Annotated in this window: 16 protein-coding genes; 10 read left to right on the top strand and 6 right to left on the bottom strand. The window is 39.9% G+C overall.

Features of this window, described 5'->3' with window-relative positions; all coding sequences use genetic code 11:
* Window positions 1-234: 234 nt before the first annotated feature.
* From IMPJCBKJ_RS18500 to IMPJCBKJ_RS18485, 4 genes are all read left to right on the top strand, one after another.
* Window positions 235-2,853, top strand: coding sequence for a TonB-dependent receptor (locus tag IMPJCBKJ_RS18500; protein ID WP_054553759.1), 2,619 nt, complete (start codon window positions 235-237; stop codon window positions 2,851-2,853).
* A 144-nt stretch (window positions 2,854-2,997) separates the two neighbouring features.
* Window positions 2,998-4,440, top strand: coding sequence for a family 10 glycosylhydrolase (locus IMPJCBKJ_RS18495; RefSeq protein ID WP_228482663.1), 1,443 nt, complete (start codon window positions 2,998-3,000; stop codon window positions 4,438-4,440).
* A 71-nt stretch (window positions 4,441-4,511) separates the two neighbouring features.
* Window positions 4,512-5,255, top strand: a complete 744-nt coding sequence (locus IMPJCBKJ_RS18490) for a hypothetical protein (RefSeq protein ID WP_166341522.1) — start codon at window positions 4,512-4,514, stop codon at window positions 5,253-5,255.
* A 63-nt stretch (window positions 5,256-5,318) separates the two neighbouring features.
* Window positions 5,319-5,552: a hypothetical protein gene (locus IMPJCBKJ_RS18485; RefSeq protein WP_166341520.1), complete on the top strand. Its 234-nt coding sequence runs from the start codon at window positions 5,319-5,321 to the stop codon at window positions 5,550-5,552.
* Here the strand turns inward: IMPJCBKJ_RS18485 and IMPJCBKJ_RS18480 are convergent.
* The 3 genes from IMPJCBKJ_RS18480 to IMPJCBKJ_RS18470 are packed head-to-tail and all read right to left on the bottom strand — an operon-like array spanning window position 5,549 to window position 9,534.
* Window positions 5,549-5,929: a diacylglycerol kinase gene (locus IMPJCBKJ_RS18480; RefSeq protein WP_166341518.1), complete on the bottom strand. Its 381-nt coding sequence runs from the start codon at window positions 5,927-5,929 to the stop codon at window positions 5,549-5,551. The two genes, IMPJCBKJ_RS18485 and IMPJCBKJ_RS18480, sit on opposite strands and share 4 nt — an antisense overlap.
* Before the next feature lie 20 nt (window positions 5,930-5,949).
* Complete coding sequence (locus tag IMPJCBKJ_RS18475) at window positions 5,950-7,575, bottom strand: phosphoethanolamine--lipid A transferase (protein ID WP_240921061.1); 1,626 nt, start codon at window positions 7,573-7,575, stop codon at window positions 5,950-5,952.
* Window positions 7,576-7,590: 15 nt separating this feature from the next.
* Complete coding sequence (locus IMPJCBKJ_RS18470) at window positions 7,591-9,534, bottom strand: LTA synthase family protein (protein ID WP_166341516.1); 1,944 nt, start codon at window positions 9,532-9,534, stop codon at window positions 7,591-7,593.
* Between the two features lie 175 nt (window positions 9,535-9,709).
* Here IMPJCBKJ_RS18470 and IMPJCBKJ_RS18465 point away from each other — a divergent pair, with 175 nt between their 5' ends.
* From IMPJCBKJ_RS18465 to IMPJCBKJ_RS18450, 4 genes are all read left to right on the top strand, one after another.
* A complete protein-coding gene (locus tag IMPJCBKJ_RS18465; protein ID WP_138600015.1) occupies window positions 9,710-10,384 on the top strand; it encodes a response regulator transcription factor in 675 nt (224 codons plus the stop codon).
* Window positions 10,384-11,793, top strand: coding sequence for an ATP-binding protein (locus IMPJCBKJ_RS18460; protein ID WP_138600014.1), 1,410 nt, complete (start codon window positions 10,384-10,386; stop codon window positions 11,791-11,793). The genes IMPJCBKJ_RS18465 and IMPJCBKJ_RS18460 overlap by 1 nt, the downstream gene beginning before the upstream one ends.
* A 75-nt stretch (window positions 11,794-11,868) precedes the next feature.
* The gene (locus IMPJCBKJ_RS18455; protein ID WP_054553751.1) at window positions 11,869-12,057 is read left to right on the top strand and encodes a DUF3185 family protein; all 189 of its coding nucleotides are present in this window, start codon (window positions 11,869-11,871) and stop codon (window positions 12,055-12,057) included.
* Window positions 12,058-12,123: 66 nt separating this feature from the next.
* Entirely contained in the window at window positions 12,124-14,298 is a 2,175-nt protein-coding gene (locus IMPJCBKJ_RS18450; protein WP_166341514.1) for an exonuclease domain-containing protein, read from the top strand.
* 40 nt (window positions 14,299-14,338) lie between these two features.
* On the opposite strand, the gene queC is transcribed toward IMPJCBKJ_RS18450, so the two are convergent.
* Window positions 14,339-15,019, bottom strand: a complete 681-nt coding sequence (queC, locus tag IMPJCBKJ_RS18445; RefSeq protein ID WP_268795049.1) for a 7-cyano-7-deazaguanine synthase QueC — start codon at window positions 15,017-15,019, stop codon at window positions 14,339-14,341.
* A 122-nt stretch (window positions 15,020-15,141) separates the two neighbouring features.
* On the opposite strand from queC, the gene queE reads away from it, so the two are divergent.
* Window positions 15,142-15,807, top strand: coding sequence for a 7-carboxy-7-deazaguanine synthase QueE (queE, locus tag IMPJCBKJ_RS18440; protein ID WP_138619883.1), 666 nt, complete (start codon window positions 15,142-15,144; stop codon window positions 15,805-15,807).
* 163 nt (window positions 15,808-15,970) lie between these two features.
* Here queE and bcp read toward each other — a convergent pair whose 3' ends face one another.
* Entirely contained in the window at window positions 15,971-16,450 is a 480-nt protein-coding gene (gene bcp / locus IMPJCBKJ_RS18435; protein WP_138600011.1) for a thioredoxin-dependent thiol peroxidase, read from the bottom strand.
* A 10-nt stretch (window positions 16,451-16,460) separates the two neighbouring features.
* Entirely contained in the window at window positions 16,461-16,994 is a 534-nt protein-coding gene (locus IMPJCBKJ_RS18430; RefSeq protein WP_138617785.1) for an ACT domain-containing protein, read from the bottom strand.
* A 368-nt stretch (window positions 16,995-17,362) separates the two neighbouring features.
* Here IMPJCBKJ_RS18430 and bamC point away from each other — a divergent pair, with 368 nt between their 5' ends.
* The gene (gene bamC / locus IMPJCBKJ_RS18425) at window positions 17,363-18,424 is read left to right on the top strand and encodes an outer membrane protein assembly factor BamC (protein ID WP_054553745.1); all 1,062 of its coding nucleotides are present in this window, start codon (window positions 17,363-17,365) and stop codon (window positions 18,422-18,424) included.
* Window positions 18,425-18,448 lie beyond the last annotated feature (24 nt).

The raw sequence follows: 18,448 nt of genomic DNA, 5'->3' as shown, positions 1-18,448 counted from the left end.
TTGATTGTATTTAGTTTATCTCTTTATAGGTGGTGAGCGCTTAAAAGTTGAGAATTAAATATTTTAACTTGAGTGTGTTGTTTAGAATAAAATATCTTGATTTTGTAATTTATTACTAATATTGTAGCCGCATTGTAACAATAAAGTTGTTACCAATTGTTGTTCTTAAGAGCATTTATGTAGTTTGTAGTCACAAAATCTCTCACTTTACAAAAACTATAAGGTTACAGTTCCATGAATAAAAAATTCTCAGCGCTAGCGGCTGGTGTTAAAAAAGCACTTATTCCTACTTTAGTTTTAAGTACATCAGTATCTGTTTATGCAGCTGATCAACTGCCAGAAAAGAAAAAAGCAACTAAAGAAGATATCGAGCAGATTGAAGTAAGAAGTTATGCTGCATCAGTTGAGAAAAGCATTAATATGAAGCGCTTTTCAAACAGTGTAGTTGATGCCGTTTCTGCTGAAGATATTGGTAAATTTCCAGATCAAACTGTCGCTGATGCACTACAGCGTATTCCGGGTGTACAAGTTGAAAAAGACCTAGGTGGTGAAAGCGACCGAGTTAGTATTCGTGGTACTGCACCGCATTTAAATATTACCTTGTTAAACGGGCAAAACGTTGCTTCAGCAACTGCTTCAGCTTCAATTACGCGTCCTTCACGAGGGTTTAACTACTCGCTGCTACCAGCTGAATTAGTAGATACTCTTGAAGTATATAAGTCGGCAGAAGCAGACATTGATGAGGGCTCTATAGGTGGTACCGTTGTTGTAAAAACTCGTAAACCGCTCGATAGTGAAGCGAATTACGCAGCGCTCTCTGTTAAGGCTTATCATTTTGAAAATGCTGAAGAAACTAAACCGTACCTTTCTGGTTTGTATTCGTGGAAAAATGAAGCACAAGATTTTGGTTTTAATCTAGGATTTGTTCATAAAGAAACTGCGACCCAACGTGATAGCAAAGAAGTTCGATTCGGCTATCGCAGTACCGATGCAGATCAAGATGGCAACGCAGAGTTTTACCCTGGCGCGGTAGGCTATAACCGATACGCAAGTGATAGTGATTTAGATACCGCAACTTTGACGTTTCAATATGCAGCTAATGACAACGTAGATTTTGTTTTTAATAACTTATATTCAAAATCTGAGCATGAGTCATACGGAACATACTCAAGCGGCTTTATTTTGCAAAACATTGCAAATGTAGAAAATCCAGTCATTGTTGATGGCACTTTGATTTCGGGCGATCTGCCGGCCCATAATAATTTAGGATATTATGGCAATGCAGGTTATGAGGGGGAGTTTAAAACTCAAGCGCACGATTTAAAAGTGACATATAAAGCAGACAATTACACTGTTACAGGTCAGCTAGGTTATAGCAAGGCTGATGGTGAAGTAAGTGATGTTTACTCAGAATATTACGCAAATACAAGCGCATCATTTACATTAGACAATGGAACGCCAGATGTAACATTAGACGCTGATTTAAGCGCTGATGATTATCGCTTAGACTACAACCATAAAAATGACATATACAACGACTCAAAGGAAGTTTACGGGCAGCTAGATTTTGAGTATCTATTAGATGGTGACTTCTTCAAAGCAATCAAGGCTGGGGTTAAGTACCGAGAGCATTCAAAAGCTGCAAGTTTAATAAAAGCGAATTATCCAAAAGTATCATCAGATGGTGAACAATTTAACTTAGGCATGTTCGCAAGCGATTCGACAGATAATGCAATTTTATGGCAGTTTGATAATTCAAAATATGCTGATTGGATATCATCAACAACACCTTCTACAGCGCCATATGAACACCTTGATTACACATTCGATTTAGAAGAAACCGTCACCGCAGGGTATGTAAAAGCGGTGTTCGATCATAATAAGTGGCGCGGTAATTTTGGAGTTCGAGCTGTGAAAACAGAGCTAGATTCTCGTTCTGTTGAATACACAGGGCGCAGCTTTGCACCTGAAAATATTCAAGATATCAATAGCTCTAATAGCTACGATGATATCTTGCCGAGTGTGAATATCAACTACGACTTTACAGATGATGTGGTTGTGCGTTTTGCTGCGGCAAAAGTCATGTCTCGCCCGGATTATGACTTCTTATCTGCCCGCAAAAGTGGTTATTGTGCTGCAGCTACAGGCTGTAAAGGCTCTGAGGGTAACCCGAACCTGAAGCCTTACCGTGCGACTCAATATGACTTATCTGCTGAGTGGTACTTTAATGAATCATCTATTTTATCGTTTGCTTATTTTTATAAAGATATCGACTCATACATAACCAATGCCACTATAGAAAAACAATGGGCCTGGACAGATCCTGATACAGGCGTGGAAGAAGTTCGTGACTTTTTAGTGACCCAGCCTCTGAACGGTTTAGGCGGTGAGAACTCAGGTTTTGAAGTTAACTACACGCAGAAACTCCCTTACGGCTTTGGAGTACAGACAAACTACACCTATTCAGATGCACAGTTAAAACAAACTGCGGAGCAAAAAGAGGCGGGTGAAGAAGCCGTTTTACCTAATAATTCAGAAGATACCTTTAACGCGACAGTATATTATGAAAACACAACCTTTAGTGCCCGTGTTTCTTATACTTATCGTTCAGAGTATTTCTACACTAACTATCTTGGTTTGAACCAATATAAAGATGGTTTTGGTCAATATGATCTTAATATTAGTTACAATGTTAATGAAGATTTAAACCTTGTATTCCAAGCAATTAACCTCACAGATGAAGAGCAAGAAGCAACGTCGGGCAATAGCACTGGCATGTCAGATGCAAATCGCCCATTAGCGATACACGATTATGGTCGTCGTTTCTTACTTGGCGCACAAATGAAGTTTTAATTTTTCCTTTTGAATCTGATACATGTAGGCACAGCAAGTCTTTGTTGTGCCTTTTTTGTGGGGTATACAATGTACTTTAAAAACGTTTTCTCTTTGATAATGTGCTTTGTTTTGAGTGCGTGCAGTTTCGTACAAATAAAGGAGATGTCTAATACTGAAAAGCAGTTGTTAGGTAACATCCATCAAGATCATGTTGCAAGGGAGTTTCGTGCGGCATGGGTTGCTACTGTTGCCAATATTAACTGGCCTAATGAGCCCGGGCTGTCAGTGATAGAGCAAAAAGAACAAGCTATTCAAATTCTTAATTCACTTCAAAAACATAACTTTAATACGGTTATTTTTCAGGTTCGACCGCAAGCCGATAGTTTGTATCAAAGCTCTTACGAACCTTGGTCTTATTACCTTTCTGGTGAGCAAGGTAAAGCGCCTGAGCCGTTTTATGACCCATTAAAATTTTGGATAGAGCAAGCACATAAACGAGGTTTAAAGTTGCATGCATGGATAAACCCTTATCGTGCTCATCATCATATAGGGGGCCCAATTTCAGAACACTCAGTTGTTGAAAAAATGAATGATAAGGTAGTAAAACTCAAAAATGAGACCTATTGGTTTTTACCAACCGAACAAGCCGTGGTTTCACATACATTAAATGTATTAACCGAACTTGTAGATAGCTATGATTTAGATGGTATTCATTACGATGACTATTTTTACCCTTACCCTTCTTACAACAACGATGAAGATTTTCCTGATGCTGAACAATACAGGCAATATGTGGCTGAAGGCGGGGCACTTTCGATAGGTGATTGGCGTCGTGAAGCTGTAAATCAGTTCGTTAAACGCTTATATCAACGAGTAAAGCAATCGAAGCCTCATGTACTTGTTGGCATAAGCCCATTTGGTATCTATAGACCTGGTGAACCTGAAACTATTCGCGGGATGGATCAATATGACAAGCTGTTTGCTGATGCTAAGCTTTGGCTTAATGAAGGATGGCTTGACTATTTTTCGCCGCAACTTTATTGGCCAATAAACCAGTATGCACAAAGTTACCCGCTCTTATTAAGTTGGTGGCAATCTCAGAATACGCATGAACGACATCTGTGGCCTGGTATTAATGCGTTACGCTCATTTGATGAGACCGGCGTTGATGAAGTCGTGAATCAAATCATGATTAATCGTGGTTTTTTATCAACATCACCCGGTACAGTGTTTTGGAATGTAGCAGCACTTGATGGCAGCCAATTGATGAGTGATGTGATTGCACAAGGCGTTTATCAGCATCAAGCATTAATACCAGAAACTCCGTGGATAGCTGCGCCGCACTTAGCGGCTGTTAATGTTGATATGAATTATGTTGGCGAAGACATCCAGCTTACTTGGAGTCATTCTAATTCTGAGCAAGTATCACAGTTACTTGTCTATCTAAAATATGCACAGCAGTGGCAATATCATATCTACTCAAGTGAGGAGAGTGTAATTTCTGTTGCGGCCTCTGAAGGACAACGACCATTAGAGGCAATTAAGGTAATTGCTATTGATAGGCTCGGTAACCAAAGTGATGAGATTGAGTTGTTATTCCAATAGCACCTGTACTGCAAATACAAAAATTTGTTACGCTTTGGATAATCAAATTTTTAACCATAAAAGTGAACACAATGAAGTATTTTGCGGTCATTTTCTTAGGTTGCTTTATCTCATTTTCAACAGCTGCCGCAACAAAGCACATAAGTATTGTCAAACCTGTGGTTGCTGCGTTTAAGGCCGGTGATAAAGCGACCATCGCTAAAAGAGTCCATTACCCGCTAAAGCGCAAAGCGCCGTTGCAAGCTATTGAAAACGAGCAAATGTTTATAGAAAAATTTGAGCAAATTTTCGATAAACAGTTTGTTGAAGAAATAGCTAACTCAAATATTCGCCATGATTGGGAAATGATGGGCTGGCGCGGCATTATGTTTGATTCAGGTAAACTGTGGCTGGATTTTGATGGCTCTATTTGGGCTGTGCCCTATGAATCAGAGACAGAAAAAGCACAACGCGAAGCGCTAATTGACGAGCAAAAACAAGCATTGCACAAAAGCCTGCGTGAATTCACAAAGCCGATATTAACGTGGCAAACAAAAAAGCATTTAATTCGTATTGATGAACTGGCTGATCATCAATACCGCTATGCGGCATGGAATAGGGATCAATCTATGCAAGATGAGCCAAGCCTGGTGATCACAGGGGGCACATTAAGCTTTGATGGCAGTGGAGGGAATCATTTTTATACCTTTACTAACAACGGTTATCGTTACGTTTGTCATGTTACTGCGCTTGGTACTGAACACTCGCCATCAGGGCTGTTAGAGGTGTTTAAAAATAATGTACAGATATTGTCTGAGCCTGTTTTAAGTTATTAGTATGTTCTTCTTATTTTGCACTACACTTATTCTTCCAAAGGAGTTTTTCTAAAGGAGTAAGTTATGGGTACAAGATTCTGGGTGATCAGAGCCGCTAAAGTTTTTACGCTGGTGTCTATTTTATTATTTATGATAGAAATTCTAAAAGGTCACGAGACACTCAGCGCGTTAGGTTTTGCGCTACTTTGGTCTTTTATTGCCACAGCCATTTTTATTGCAACCCGTTTATATCATTCATCAAAAGGGCGCCACTGTGCACTTTGTAATGACTCCCCTGATGATAAAAAAGTAAGCTAACTTAGGTTATTAATAAACACGCCGCCCCAGACCAACACACAAATTGTTAGAGCAATCAGTACGGCTGCGGATCCTAAGTCTTTAGCTAGGCCTGATAATGGATGAATTTCAAGGCCTATTCGGTCTATGGCGGCTTCAATTGCCGTATTGACGACTTCAGCAAACATCACAAATAGCACTGATGCAAGCAGCATTATTTTCTCATACAGGCTGATCTGCCAGACAAAAACCACTGCTATGGCAAGGACCAACAGTATCAGCTCTTGTTTAAAAGCAGACTCATGCTTTGCCAACCACGTGAATGCTCGTTGGGAGTTTTTGAATGCGAGGAGGATACGTTTAATGCCAATGGGTTTGTTAGTGCTATCAAATTGCATAGTTTGAAATCTCTATTTCGTTAGCTTTGTGTTGAGCAAGTATTAAAAATATCTTGCTCTGGGCGATATTCAGTGCTTTGTATATGAGTTAAGCCAAGTAGGGTGTCAAAAATGTTATCGTGTGAAAAAGCATGGTTACGCTGCTGTTCGATACATTGATTAAAGCGGGTATTGGCCAGTTTATTACTCCAAAATAGCATAGGCACATGGGTTTGCTCTTTAGGCGCTAATGCATATGGGAAGCCATGTAAGTACAAGCCTTTTTCACCCAGTGATTCACCATGGTCAGAGACATACAGCAGAGCTTTGTCATCCGCCGGACTGTTTTGCAGTAATTTAATAAGCTTACTCAGCACTAGGTCGGTATAAGCAATGGTATTGTCATACGTGTTTGTCAGTTGCTCAGTGCTACAATTTTGAATATCGCTACGTGGGCAGTCCGGCAAAAATTTAGTGTATTTTTCTGGATAGCGACGATAGTAGGTTGGCCCGTGTGAACCTATCATATGTAACACTATTAGTTGGTGCTTCGCATGACTCTTGGCAAGCTTTGCAGCTAATGCTTCAACCAATACTTCATCAAAACAATAACGTCCGTCACAAAGTGGATTGCTCTTTGTGGGTTCTACCGTTTGTGAGTTTACTCGTGCGCAAACCCCTTTACAGCTGCTATTGTTATCAATCCACGTTACTTCTACACCACTTCGTTGAATGATATCTAGGGCATTTTCTTGGCTTTGCGCGATGCGCGAATCATAGTGATTGCGGTCTAAGCGCGAGAACATGCAAGGTACTGAAATGGCCGTTGCGGTGCCACATGAACTTACATCACTGAAATATTTAACGCCAAGTTTAGGGGTATATTGATTAGTCGGCTTGTCGTAACCTTGCAGTGAGAAATTTGCTGCACGGGCAGTTTCACCTACCACCATAATCGTCAGTGAACTTTGTTGCTTAGCTAATAGGTATGGTGTTTTATCTAAGACTTTAAATGGTAAAGGTGGATAAAAATAATTATCGCGCAGGTACTTATAGCCCGCAGTATAAAATGCAAAAGGGGTAATGTAGCTGGTTAATTGGCGATTATTACGCCCTACAGAGGCGTAATCTTTATAAAAAGGAACGGCAATAACAGCTACAGCAATAAACGCTGTAACGTTAAGAAATGCAAAGCTTTTAAGACGAATACGAAAGTTTCCGACAATTTTAAAGCGAGAAAACAAGTAAGCAGGCAGTACGCCTAGCACAGTAATAAAAGCAATAACTTGTTCATTAAGGTATGAAAATGCTTCGCCTGAATTTGTTTCTAAGATATTTTGCAGCATGCTTTTATCAAAGATAACACCGTAATTTAAAGTTGCATAAAACAACAATGATGAAACCACGATGCTTGTTAAAAGCACGGGTTTTACGAAGGTGATTAACGATAACCAACTTAACACCATTGCCGTCAGTGCTAATAAGAAAAACGGTACGCTTGCTATAAATAACCAATTGACATGTTCAGGTTTGCTGGCTGCTTCAAGCGTGTTAAATAAAAACAGGCCATTAAATGCAATCACCAAGTACAACGACACCAACCAGACAAATTGGCTGTAGCTAACGTGCCATTTTTTAGTAAGGAGTTGTTTAATTTGCATGATCATAATGATTCCTCATCGCTACGATTTATTTGGTAAGCGATACAACTGTTCGGTATAAGCTAAATTGCTAAATAAGACGTGCGCTAAGGCTTTTTTGGCAAGCTCAACGCTGCTACCTGTGTTATTGATGGCAACTTGGGTTTTACTTGTAGGGTCATAGCGCCAATAGCTCACTTTTTGGTTTGGCATCAGGATCACGGCTTGACCATTTTCTACGTAAGCAAAGTTGTCGTAGTACTGCATCATGGCGCGCTCAACAGGGTATTGTTTCGTTAAATCATAACCAAGCATAGGGGTTGCTTGCTCAACGCCTAATAACGACAACAAAGTAACAGGTAAATCAATTTGGCTGACTAAGCGAGTATCGCGCTTTGCATCCATTTCACTATTTAAGATCACAGCAGGGATATGGAAAGATTTAAGCGGCACAGGCTCTGAACCAAACACGCGCACATCATGATCTGCAACCACTAAAAAGACGGTGTCTTGCCAGTAATCTTGCGTTTTTGCCTTTGCGATGAATTTACCGAGTGCATAGTCAGCATATTTGATTGCTAGGTCGCGTTTGTAGTTTTCTGGGTCGTGGCCTTCAGGCAGTGTTACTTTACTCTCTGGAATATCGAATGGGTCGTGGTTACTTGACGTAAACACAAGGCTGAAAAATGGTTTGCTTGATTTATTTAGCTCACTCAACTCTTTATCAGCTTGATTAAACAAGTCTTCGTCGCTTGCTCCCCATGACGAAATAAACTCAGGGCTTTGCATGTCATTAATATCGACAATATCGCTAAAGCCATTGCCTAAGAAAAAGCTTTTCATATTATCGAAATGACTTTCACCGCCATAAATAAACTGGGTGGTATAGCCTGTGCGGGCTAATACATCAGCAAGAGAGAAAAAGTTACGCTGAGATTTAGAAAGTTTGACCACCGAGCGCGAAGGAGACGGGGTAAACCCAGTTGTTACCGCTTCAATCCCTCGAACAGAGCGTGTACCAGTGGCATATAAGTTATCAAACCCCCAGCCTTGTTGATAAAGCTTATCTAGTTCAGGAGTCACTCCAATGCCACCTAGTTCACCAACAAAGCGTGCGCCTAAGCTTTCTTCTAAAATGATCACTAAATTCTTTTGCTTGCCTGTGCTAAAAGGTGTGTTGTTGGCAAGGGTAGGGATACTCTCAGTGATAAACTGCTGTTTATAGGCTGCTTGCTTTACTGTTTGTAAAATCTCATCACGTGGCATAGTACCGTATAAACTACTGGCATTTTTTTCATTGCCCATATTCTTAATAGCAAAGGCGACACTGTAAGTTGAATTAAGGGCTAAGGAGTTAACTAGTGAGTCACTTGAAAAGTACACTAATGCAGGGTTTAACGGGCGATGGCTTACTGTGCCCCTTGCGCTAATTAAGCAAACTAATAAAGTGGTAACCAGTATCACCACTTGGCCAACCGTTTTAGCATTTTGCTGTTTGCTAAATGCTGTATTTATATAACGGTACGCAAAGACACAGCTAAGCGTTGCAATAATTAAAGGGCTTATCATGGCAAACAGGTGGCCATGTAATAGCATAGAAAAGACTTCTTGAGGGTAGTCTAGGTATTCAACAAATAAACGATTTGGTCGTACATCGTATTGGGTAATAAACGCGGGAGTCGAAGCCTCTACAACCACGATTAAAGTCACAACTATGCTGCTATAAAGAGTAAAAACATGCTGAAAAAAAGCGGTTTTGCTTCGCACAAGCAGATCAGCGAGTAACATCAAAACAGCCAAGGCTGACAAGTAGCCTAAACTACTTAAGTCGACTCTTAAGCCGCCAAATAAAACGGCAAGGCAATCGCCATCAGCTAACCTTTGGTGTTGCCATACAAGCAAGGCTATTCTCGACAGTATAAAAACTGACATTAAAATTAATGAAAAACGGAACAAAGGTTTTAAAACAGAGAGTTTTGCTGTCATAGTCGTACTTACTTAATCGAAACTACGGCAATACTAGGAGTCGAAACTTAAGAAACCCTGATGGTAATCTTAATATTTTCTAAACTAGAAAAACTTCAGTAAATCTTAAGTGAACCTTAAGATTAAAAGCGTAACCTGATGACGCTAAAGCGGTTTTTACCTAAATGAGTAACTTATGAAATTGTTGATTATAGAAGACTCGGTGTCATTAAGACGTAGTCTACGAATTGGCCTTGAGAACTTAGGTTTTACTATTGATGAAACCGGCGATGGTGCTGAAGGTTTGAGTATGGCAATGACAGGTGAGTACGAATTAATCATACTCGATATTATGTTACCCAGTATTGATGGTATTACGTTATTACAAACCATAAGAGCAAAACAGCTTGATGTGCGTGTGCTAATTTTATCTGCCAAGCAAGAACCAGAAGACAGAGTGAAAGGGTTACTCACCGGGGCCGATGATTACCTGACCAAGCCATTTTCGTTTGATGAGCTGCACGCAAGGTTATTAAATTTAATGCGTCGCGGCGGCCTGAAAACAATCAGTGATGTGATCCGCATCGATAACTTGGCTTTAAATTTACAATTAAAACTCTTGCAAGTTGATGAAACTGTAATCGATTTAACCCCCAACGAATATAAAATAGTCGAGTGTTTGTTTAGTAACCAAAATAAAGTGATCACTGCTGAAAAGTTAAGTACTTATATTGCAGGGCAATATGACCTAGTTTCAAAAAACTCTATTGAAGCGCATTTATCCTCAGCGCGTAAAAAGGTGAGGGCAGCAGGTAGTGAACTACCTATTCAAACTAAGCGTGGTTTTGGTTATATCATTCAAGGAAAATAATGAAGTCAATTCGCAGTAGGTTAGTAACCACATTATCGATTACTATAACGGGGCTAGTGCTGAGTATTTTAGTTGCTACTGATATCGCCGTTGATAGTTGGATTGATAACGAATTTAATCGTGGTATGAAATCCAAAGCCGGTATGCTTATGTCATTGATTGATATTGACGAAGAAGGAATTGATTTTGATTTTTCAGGGCTGTTTATGCCTGAGTTTTCTGGAAATACAGAAACTGAGTATTTTCAACTTTGGTCGCAGTCTGGCGTGTTCGCGCGTTCAGAAAGTTTGGATCTTTTCTCACAAAAGAGCTTACCTTTAGAAAAAATTAAACTGGGCGAGACAAAAATCATCAATATCGAGTTACCTGATGGTCGAAATGGCCGGGTTATTTATACTCGCTTTATACCGCCTTTAGACCTAGATGATGATGAAGACCTCACTGAAGGTGTTAACACCTCTTTGCAACAACCCATCACGTTAGCTTATGCGGCTTCATCAGAAGAAGTTGATTTTGTTTTATGGCTAATCGACGTTATTTTTGTTGTTTCTACTGTGTCGGTAATTGTATTCATTCGTCTATTTGTGCGTAAATCAGTCGACAGTTCTCTAGCGCCGCTGAATAAACTAAACCGGGATATTAGCCAGCTGAGTATTGCTGATAAAAATGCTGTAATCGCAATAGAAGAACCTGTCAAAGAGTTGCAACCCATTGTTGATAGCTTAAATGCTTTTATCCAAGAAAACCGCCAGCTTTATTTTCGAGAAAAACGCTTAACCTCAGATATTGCTCATGAGTTAAAAACGCCGATTGCTGAGCTTATAAATATGGCTGAAGTGGCCATTCGTTTTCCAAATGAAAAAGAGCTTGAGGAAGACTTCAAACCCGAAGTGCTAAAAATTAGCCAGCGCTTAAAGAGTATTGTGTCGAACTTATTACTACTGCATAAGTACAGTGATGAAGCACTCCCAAAGCAAGATGCATGTGATTTAAATCAGGTTATTTTGCGCACCTTAGAAAAGTGTGATTTAGAGCGGGTTAAGTTTGAGTTTCAAGATGATATTCCTGCCGTTGTCAGTAACTTATTTGCCCTTGAATCAATTATCACCAATCTTGTAAATAACGCAAAACAATACAGCCCCGATGAGAGCATCGTGACTGTAAGCACGCTATTGAGTAAAGATGATAAGTTGTATCTCTCTGTTACAAATGAATTAAAAGTCCCATTAACAGAAGACGATTTGAGCCAGTTATTTGATCCACTCTGGCAAAAAGACAGTGCCAGAACCTCTAATGATAACTTTGGGTTAGGCTTATCTATTGCCAAATCGTTAAGTAAAGCAATTGATGCTGAACTTCAGGTGTCGTTAAGTGGGCAAAACATAACCTTTAGTTTGATTATTTCTTAAGGCTTTGCAGGCGTTTAATATGTGTGCAACACTGAGGTTATCAAAAAGAAATTAATAACAATAAGGAACAACACGATGGGAAAAATTATAGGTATTGCTTTAATCGTTATTGGTGTGGCGCTAGCCGTATGGGGATATAACGTTTATGATTCTGCAAGTGCGCAAATTAGCCGTACTTTTAGTGGTGATACACCAATTGAAGCTTGGCTCGGTATGGTCGGGGGCGCAATTTGCGCAATTGTGGGTATTTTAAAAGTTAAATAACCGCAAACATTGAAATCAATTAGCTAATACCTGATACTGTGTTTATATACAGTGTCGGGTTTGGCTATGAAAACACAATTACCAGCAAAATATTATTTAAGTCACTTCTTTGAGCTTGCTGAATTTATACAATCTCAGTGCAAGCATCTGCTTTTAGAAGAGCAGCAGTCATTTCTTGAAAAACTCCTTCAGCTTGATGAGCAAAGCTTATGTACTTTGCTGCGTATTTTTTCTCGAAAGCCAAAAATCGTTGCGTTATCATCTTTAAATTATGAAGAGATACCCAATCTGCACGGTGCTATTTTTAAGCTAAAGCAGCAAGGGCTGGTGGCACATCCTAGCAGCGATGAATTAGATCTATTGCTTGAGCATTTAACCAAACCAACCCTGTTAACCTTATTAGCGAATGATGAGTTAATGGCGACTAAACCTGATTACAAAAAGTCAGCCAGTAAACAGCGCTTGACCCAACTGTGTAAAGAGCATATTGATCGCAACCACAGTGAATTAGAGGCGTTGTTTAGTCAGTTCGTGGTCAATAGCCGTTGCCAGTATTATGAATACTTTGAGTTTTTACATAGCGGCCGACTAAGTGGCGGCGATATCAATCATCAAAATCGTTTTGTGATGCGTGATTTAGGGATTGCAAAAGTGCGAGCTGATGTGAATGAGAGCATCTCTCGTTTTCAAACGCTAGCCGAAGCACAAACGCATTATCAATTAAATAAGCTGCGAATGCAGTTCAAAGAAAGTGACTCAGAATCACAGTATCAAAATTTAGCCCAAGCGCTTTTAGCCATTAGCTGCGAAGATGAATTAGCCCAGAGTATCAAAAACAAGTTACTGATCCGCTTGTATAAACAGCTTAAAGAGCATGACTTAGCATTTGCATTTGAATTACTTGAGCACAGTGAAGGCAGTAGTGAAGCGCAAGAGCTTGCAATTCGCCAGCGTTACAAACAAGGTGATAAAAGCTGGGTTGAACAAAAGCTTGAGCAAATTATTCAAGACCCACTTGATGATGGCATTTTGTATTTTGCAGAGGACTTTTTACAGCGTAAATATAATAAGCGACAACGCTCACGTTTAACACAAATGCTCATTGATACCGAGCATCAATTAGAGGTTGATGATATTTACCGTGGCGATGTAGAGCAAGGAGTGTGTGAGCATTATCAACAGCTTGGTAATACGGTATTTTTTACCGAGAATAATCTTTGGTTGAGCTTCTTTACCTTAACGTTTTGGCAAGAGCTCTTTATAGAGACCCCGCACCCGCCATGTAATGAATTTGATCTTTATCCAAAGGTGTTGCTGGCTGATTGTTTTTACACAGTGCAACAAACACAAATTGAGCAAAAGCTGGCAAAATTCACTAGTAATGAAGCTTTATATAAATATATTTGCAAAAACGCAGGGCAGTTTTATGAAGCCCCCAATGGTGTTTTCATGTGGCACAGCGATATGTTAGAGCCGCTAGAGGTATTAATAAAACACAGCTCCCTTACAAATTTAAAAGCGCATTTATTGCAAATGACAAAAACCTTTAAGCAGCTCAAAGATGGCTACCCAGACTTGATGGTGTTAAAGGGGGATACACTCACCTTTGAAGAAGTGAAAGCCCCTGGCGACAAATTAAGACGCAACCAACTTGTCAGTATTGAGGTGTTAAAACAACATGGCTTTGCAGTAAATATCGTTGCGGTAAATTGGTTTAATGATCCGAATCGTATTTACAGTGTGGTGGATATAGAAACCACCGGCGGCGTACAAGGTAATAATAAAATTACCGAAATAGCGGTTGTGCAGTTACAAGCGGGTGAAGTAATCAATCAATGGGCGAGTTTAATCAATCCTGAGCGTAGTATTCCTGCTTTTATCACCAAGTTAACGGGGATAAACGCCGCTATGGTTCGTGATGCGCCACGCTTTGCAGAGGTTGCCGATACACTGCGCTCACTATTAAAAGGCAGTGTATTTGTTGCTCATAATGTGAATTTTGACTTCGGCTTTATTCGCAAAGAATATGGTGCACTTGGGCAAGGCTTTAAAATGCCAAAGCTATGTACTGTAGTTGAATCACGAAAGGCATTTCCAAAGCTTAAGTCATATTCGCTTGGTAACTTAGCGGCACATTTTGAATTGAAGTTAACGAATCACCATAGAGCGTTAGCTGATGCAACTGCCACAGCAGAGCTGTTAAATCTGATTCAACAAACACAATCAAAAAAGGCGAGTTAAACTCGCCTTTTAAACTTAACCTGTCCTATTCTAAATAAGATTATTCGTATTCGATAGGGTCAGTAACGTTATTTAAAGCAAAGGCTTCTAAGCGCTCTTGGCAAGCACCACATTTACCACAGGCCTTGTCGCGGCCGTTGTAACAGGTCCACGTTTGGCTGTAGTCAAGACCCATTTTTAAACCGTCTGTCAAAATGTCGATTTTGGTATTGTTTAAGTATGGGCTGAAAATTTCAACAGCGTCGTAGTTGGCAATACGGCAAACATCATCCATTTTTTGTACGAACTCAGGGCGACAGTCTGGATAAATTGCATGATCGCCTGAATGGGCACCGTAATAAACTTTACTAGCTTTTAAAGACACCGCATAACCCACAGCCAGTGAGAGTAAAATCATGTTGCGGTTAGGCACAATTGTGCTCTTCATGCTTTCTTCTTCGTAGTGACCTTCTGGTACTTCGATATCATCAGTTAGTGATGAGCCACCAATTAATTGGTTGATCGCTGAAATATCAACAATCTTGTGAGAAACACCTAACTTTTCACATACTTGAGCAGCTACTTTAAGCTCTTTAACATGACGCTGGCCGTAGTCGAAAGACAGGGCATACACTTCGTGGCCTTGTTGCAGGGCTTTATTTAATACGGTAAATGAGTCCATACCGCCGGAATAAATCACAACTACTTTTTGCGTCATATCTGTTTTGCTCTTACTTTTGATAGAGGTTTACTTCAGGGCGCGATATACTACACGGCTCGGGCCTAAATAACAATTTTTGCGCGTGTTTTTGGTTTTTTTGATGGTATGTATTTTATACCCTTGCGTCGTAAGTGAGATGTCTTTTGTACAAAATTAACGAAGTGTTTGAAACAATTCAAGGTGAAGCGAGTTTTACGGGTACACCTTCAATCTTTTTACGTTTACAAGGCTGCCCAGTGGGTTGTGCTTGGTGTGATACCAAACAAACATGGGACGTTGATAATGTATATAAAGTGTCACTTGATGACACCGTTGAGAAAAAAGCAGACTCAGATCATTGGGCAGAAGCAACTGCGGAGCAAGTGTTAGCGCTATTTAAAGAACGTGGCTACAACGCAAAGCATGTGGTGATCACCGGTGGTGAGCCTTGCATGTACGACCTAAATCCAGTGTGTGAATTATTACACGCAAATGGCTATTCGACTCAAATTGAAACCAGCGGCACATTTGAAATTTTAGTCCCTGAGCAGACATGGGTGACTGTATCCCCAAAAATTAATATGCGTGGTGGCTATAAAGTATTACGTAGTGCAATGCAGCGCGCTGATGAGATTAAACACCCAGTGGCAATGCAAAAGCATGTGGAAGAGCTCGAAGATTTATTCTTAAAAACAGGTGTGAATCCACGTTTAGTGTATCTACAACCAATTAGCCAAAAGATCTCAGCAACTAAACTTGCTATTGAAACCTGTATTGCAAAAAACTGGCGTTTATCGGTTCAAGTACATAAATATTTAGGAATTAGCTAGGGTTTAGCCGTCAGCCGTCAGCCGTCAGCCGTCAGCCGTCAGCCGTCAGATCTGTGATCTGACCCCGATAAAGTAGACACGGGGTTTAATATTTCCAGTTAAAAACAAAAAAGCGTTGCACCATGGCAACGCTTTTATACTATGTTTTTGTAACTCGTAACTATCAATTCTGCGCTAAATAGTCCAACACCACCTGATGATGGTCTTTGGTTTTGAACTTATCAAACACATGTTTGATTTTACCGTCTTGGCCTACAAGGAAGCTAATACGATGAATTCCTTCGTATTCTTTACCCATAAACTTCTTGTAACCCCAAATACCAAAGGCATCAGCAATCGCGTGATCTTCGTCGGCTAATAAATCAAAGTTAAGCTCTTTTTTGGTTTCAAAATTCTTTAAACGCTTGATTGGATCAGGGCTGATACCTACAACACGTGTATTTAATTTAGCTAGCTCAGCTTTTTCATTACGTAAGTTTTCTGCTTGCACAGTGCAACCTGGTGTTGATGCTTTAGGGTAGAAATAAACCAGCACTTGCTGCTCTTTTAAAAGATCAGCGAGTACGATAGTTTCGTCATTTTGATTTTGTAAACTAAAAGCTGGGGCTGTGTCGCCTGCTTGTAATGGATTAATTGTTTTCATGCTTTGCTCCTTAGCGAATGCGTCTGAAAATATAATCTACGTTCAAACTACGAGAAAGATCTTCAAAGCTCACTTTAAAGTTATCAATATCGACTTCAACAGGAATATTAAACTCAAGTTCACAGCGCATTTTAAGCTCGTTATCTTCATCATAAGTGTCTGATTTAAGAGAACAAATGCTGATGTTGTTATCAGCAAAAAAGCGCGTAACTTTACTTAATGTTCCTGGTGTATCAATACCTGTGTATTCGAGGGTGTAACCGGCACAAAATTCACATGCAACATGACTTGCAGTGCGTTTCATCATGGTTAAAAGGCCTAGCTCCATTCCTTTAGTTGGCAAAGTATGTTCAATGCGGCTAATTGCCGACATATCACCTGCTAGTAGCATGATAAAGGTGAACTCGTTGCCCAAAATAGCAATGCGACTGTCAATTATATTGCAATGGCAATCACTCACTAACTGAGTTAATTCGCTGACGATACCGGGTCTATCTTCGCCAATCGCAGTGAGTACTATCTGATGATTTGTAAAAGCAGTCATGGAATTTTAAATACCTAGTAATTAACAATACCAATGGATATAAGCTTGATTAAGCTTTAATTTCACGTGAGTTTAATACCGCACGGCGGCGAAGTTTAACATAATTTGCTTAGTTAACGATAGCGACGATTAATTAAGCCGTGAATAAAGTGCGCTCTTTCTTGTTTTTAGGGGCATCAGAAAGTACCATAGTTAAAATTTTGCAAGGCGATAAGCATTCAAACACGTTACGCTAGCCCAATCTATTCGGGTTTTTTGCATAAAAACAAGAAATGTAAAGTTAAAAGTGATTTTACAGTGAACCAAATCGGTATTACCCACTCATATATTTGTTAAAAGAATTAAGGGTTTGCTAAGGAGAAATATCTGTGCAGTATTGGATCTCAAAGGCGCTTGCTGTAAGCGTAGTGGTAAGTTTAACTGGGTGCGGTGTATTTACCGACGAAGCGCACCACAAACGCAATTATCGTGCTAATCAACCAGTCAAAGCACCTGAAGGTTTAGCGCAACCGGCTCAAGATCCGACATATAAAATGGACGTTGCGCAATATGACAATAACCCTGAAGCGAAAAACTACCGTCCGCCAGCACAGGTTATTACCATTGCTCAAGGTAGTTGGGTAGAAGAGGGTGACAAAGATGCGCGTGTTTATTTTGATAAAAACGACGGTATTGTTGATTTAGACGAGTTTATTTGGGACTCGATCCACGCCGTGTTGAACGAAAAAAATACTTCTGCAATAAAAGAAGATAAGCTTTTAGGAAGTGTTGAAACAGATTGGTACACAATTATAAAGCCAGAAGATGGTTGGTTTTGGGAAAGCGAAACCGAAGTATCACAACAACGTTTCTTATTTACTATTGAAGAAAAATCGCACCAACGTACTGCGTCATTAAATGCTAAGTTAGTAGATTATAAAAGCGATAGTCAACCACTTACACCGCTTTTACAGCAACAGTTAGAAGTGCGTGCGTTAAACCAAGTTGTCGCTGAATTTGATTATCGCTATCGTCAACTTGAAGTTGAAATGCGCAAAAAGCAAGGTGTTATCTCGTTAGAGATGGGGTTTGATGACAAAGGGAATGCAGCTTTAGTGACTGAGCAGGACTACTTTGCTGTGTTTGAGCGTTTTTCAGGTTTCTTAGAGCGCTTATCTTTCACTATTGTAGAAATTGACCAAGATCGTGGTTTGATCACGGCTGATTATAAAAAGCCAGAATCAAGCGTATGGGACTCAATTTGGGGTGAAGAGTTAGCTGAGCTGCCAATTGAAGATGGCCAATATCAAATTCTTGTTAGTCGCACTAAAGAAGGTGGCACAAGCTTAACGTGGATGGATTCTGCAGGCACAATTCTTGAGCCAGGAACAATGAATGATCTCCAGCAAGCATTAGAGAATGCACTGCGTCAGCGCGGTATTAATATTTAATAATTATAATAGTTAAAACCACCA

The organism is Pseudoalteromonas sp. MB47 (assembly GCF_011319765.1).
GTDB classification, from domain to species: Bacteria; Pseudomonadota; Gammaproteobacteria; order Enterobacterales; family Alteromonadaceae; genus Pseudoalteromonas; species Pseudoalteromonas simplex.
This window is presented reverse-complemented; position numbering and strand designations above follow the sequence as displayed.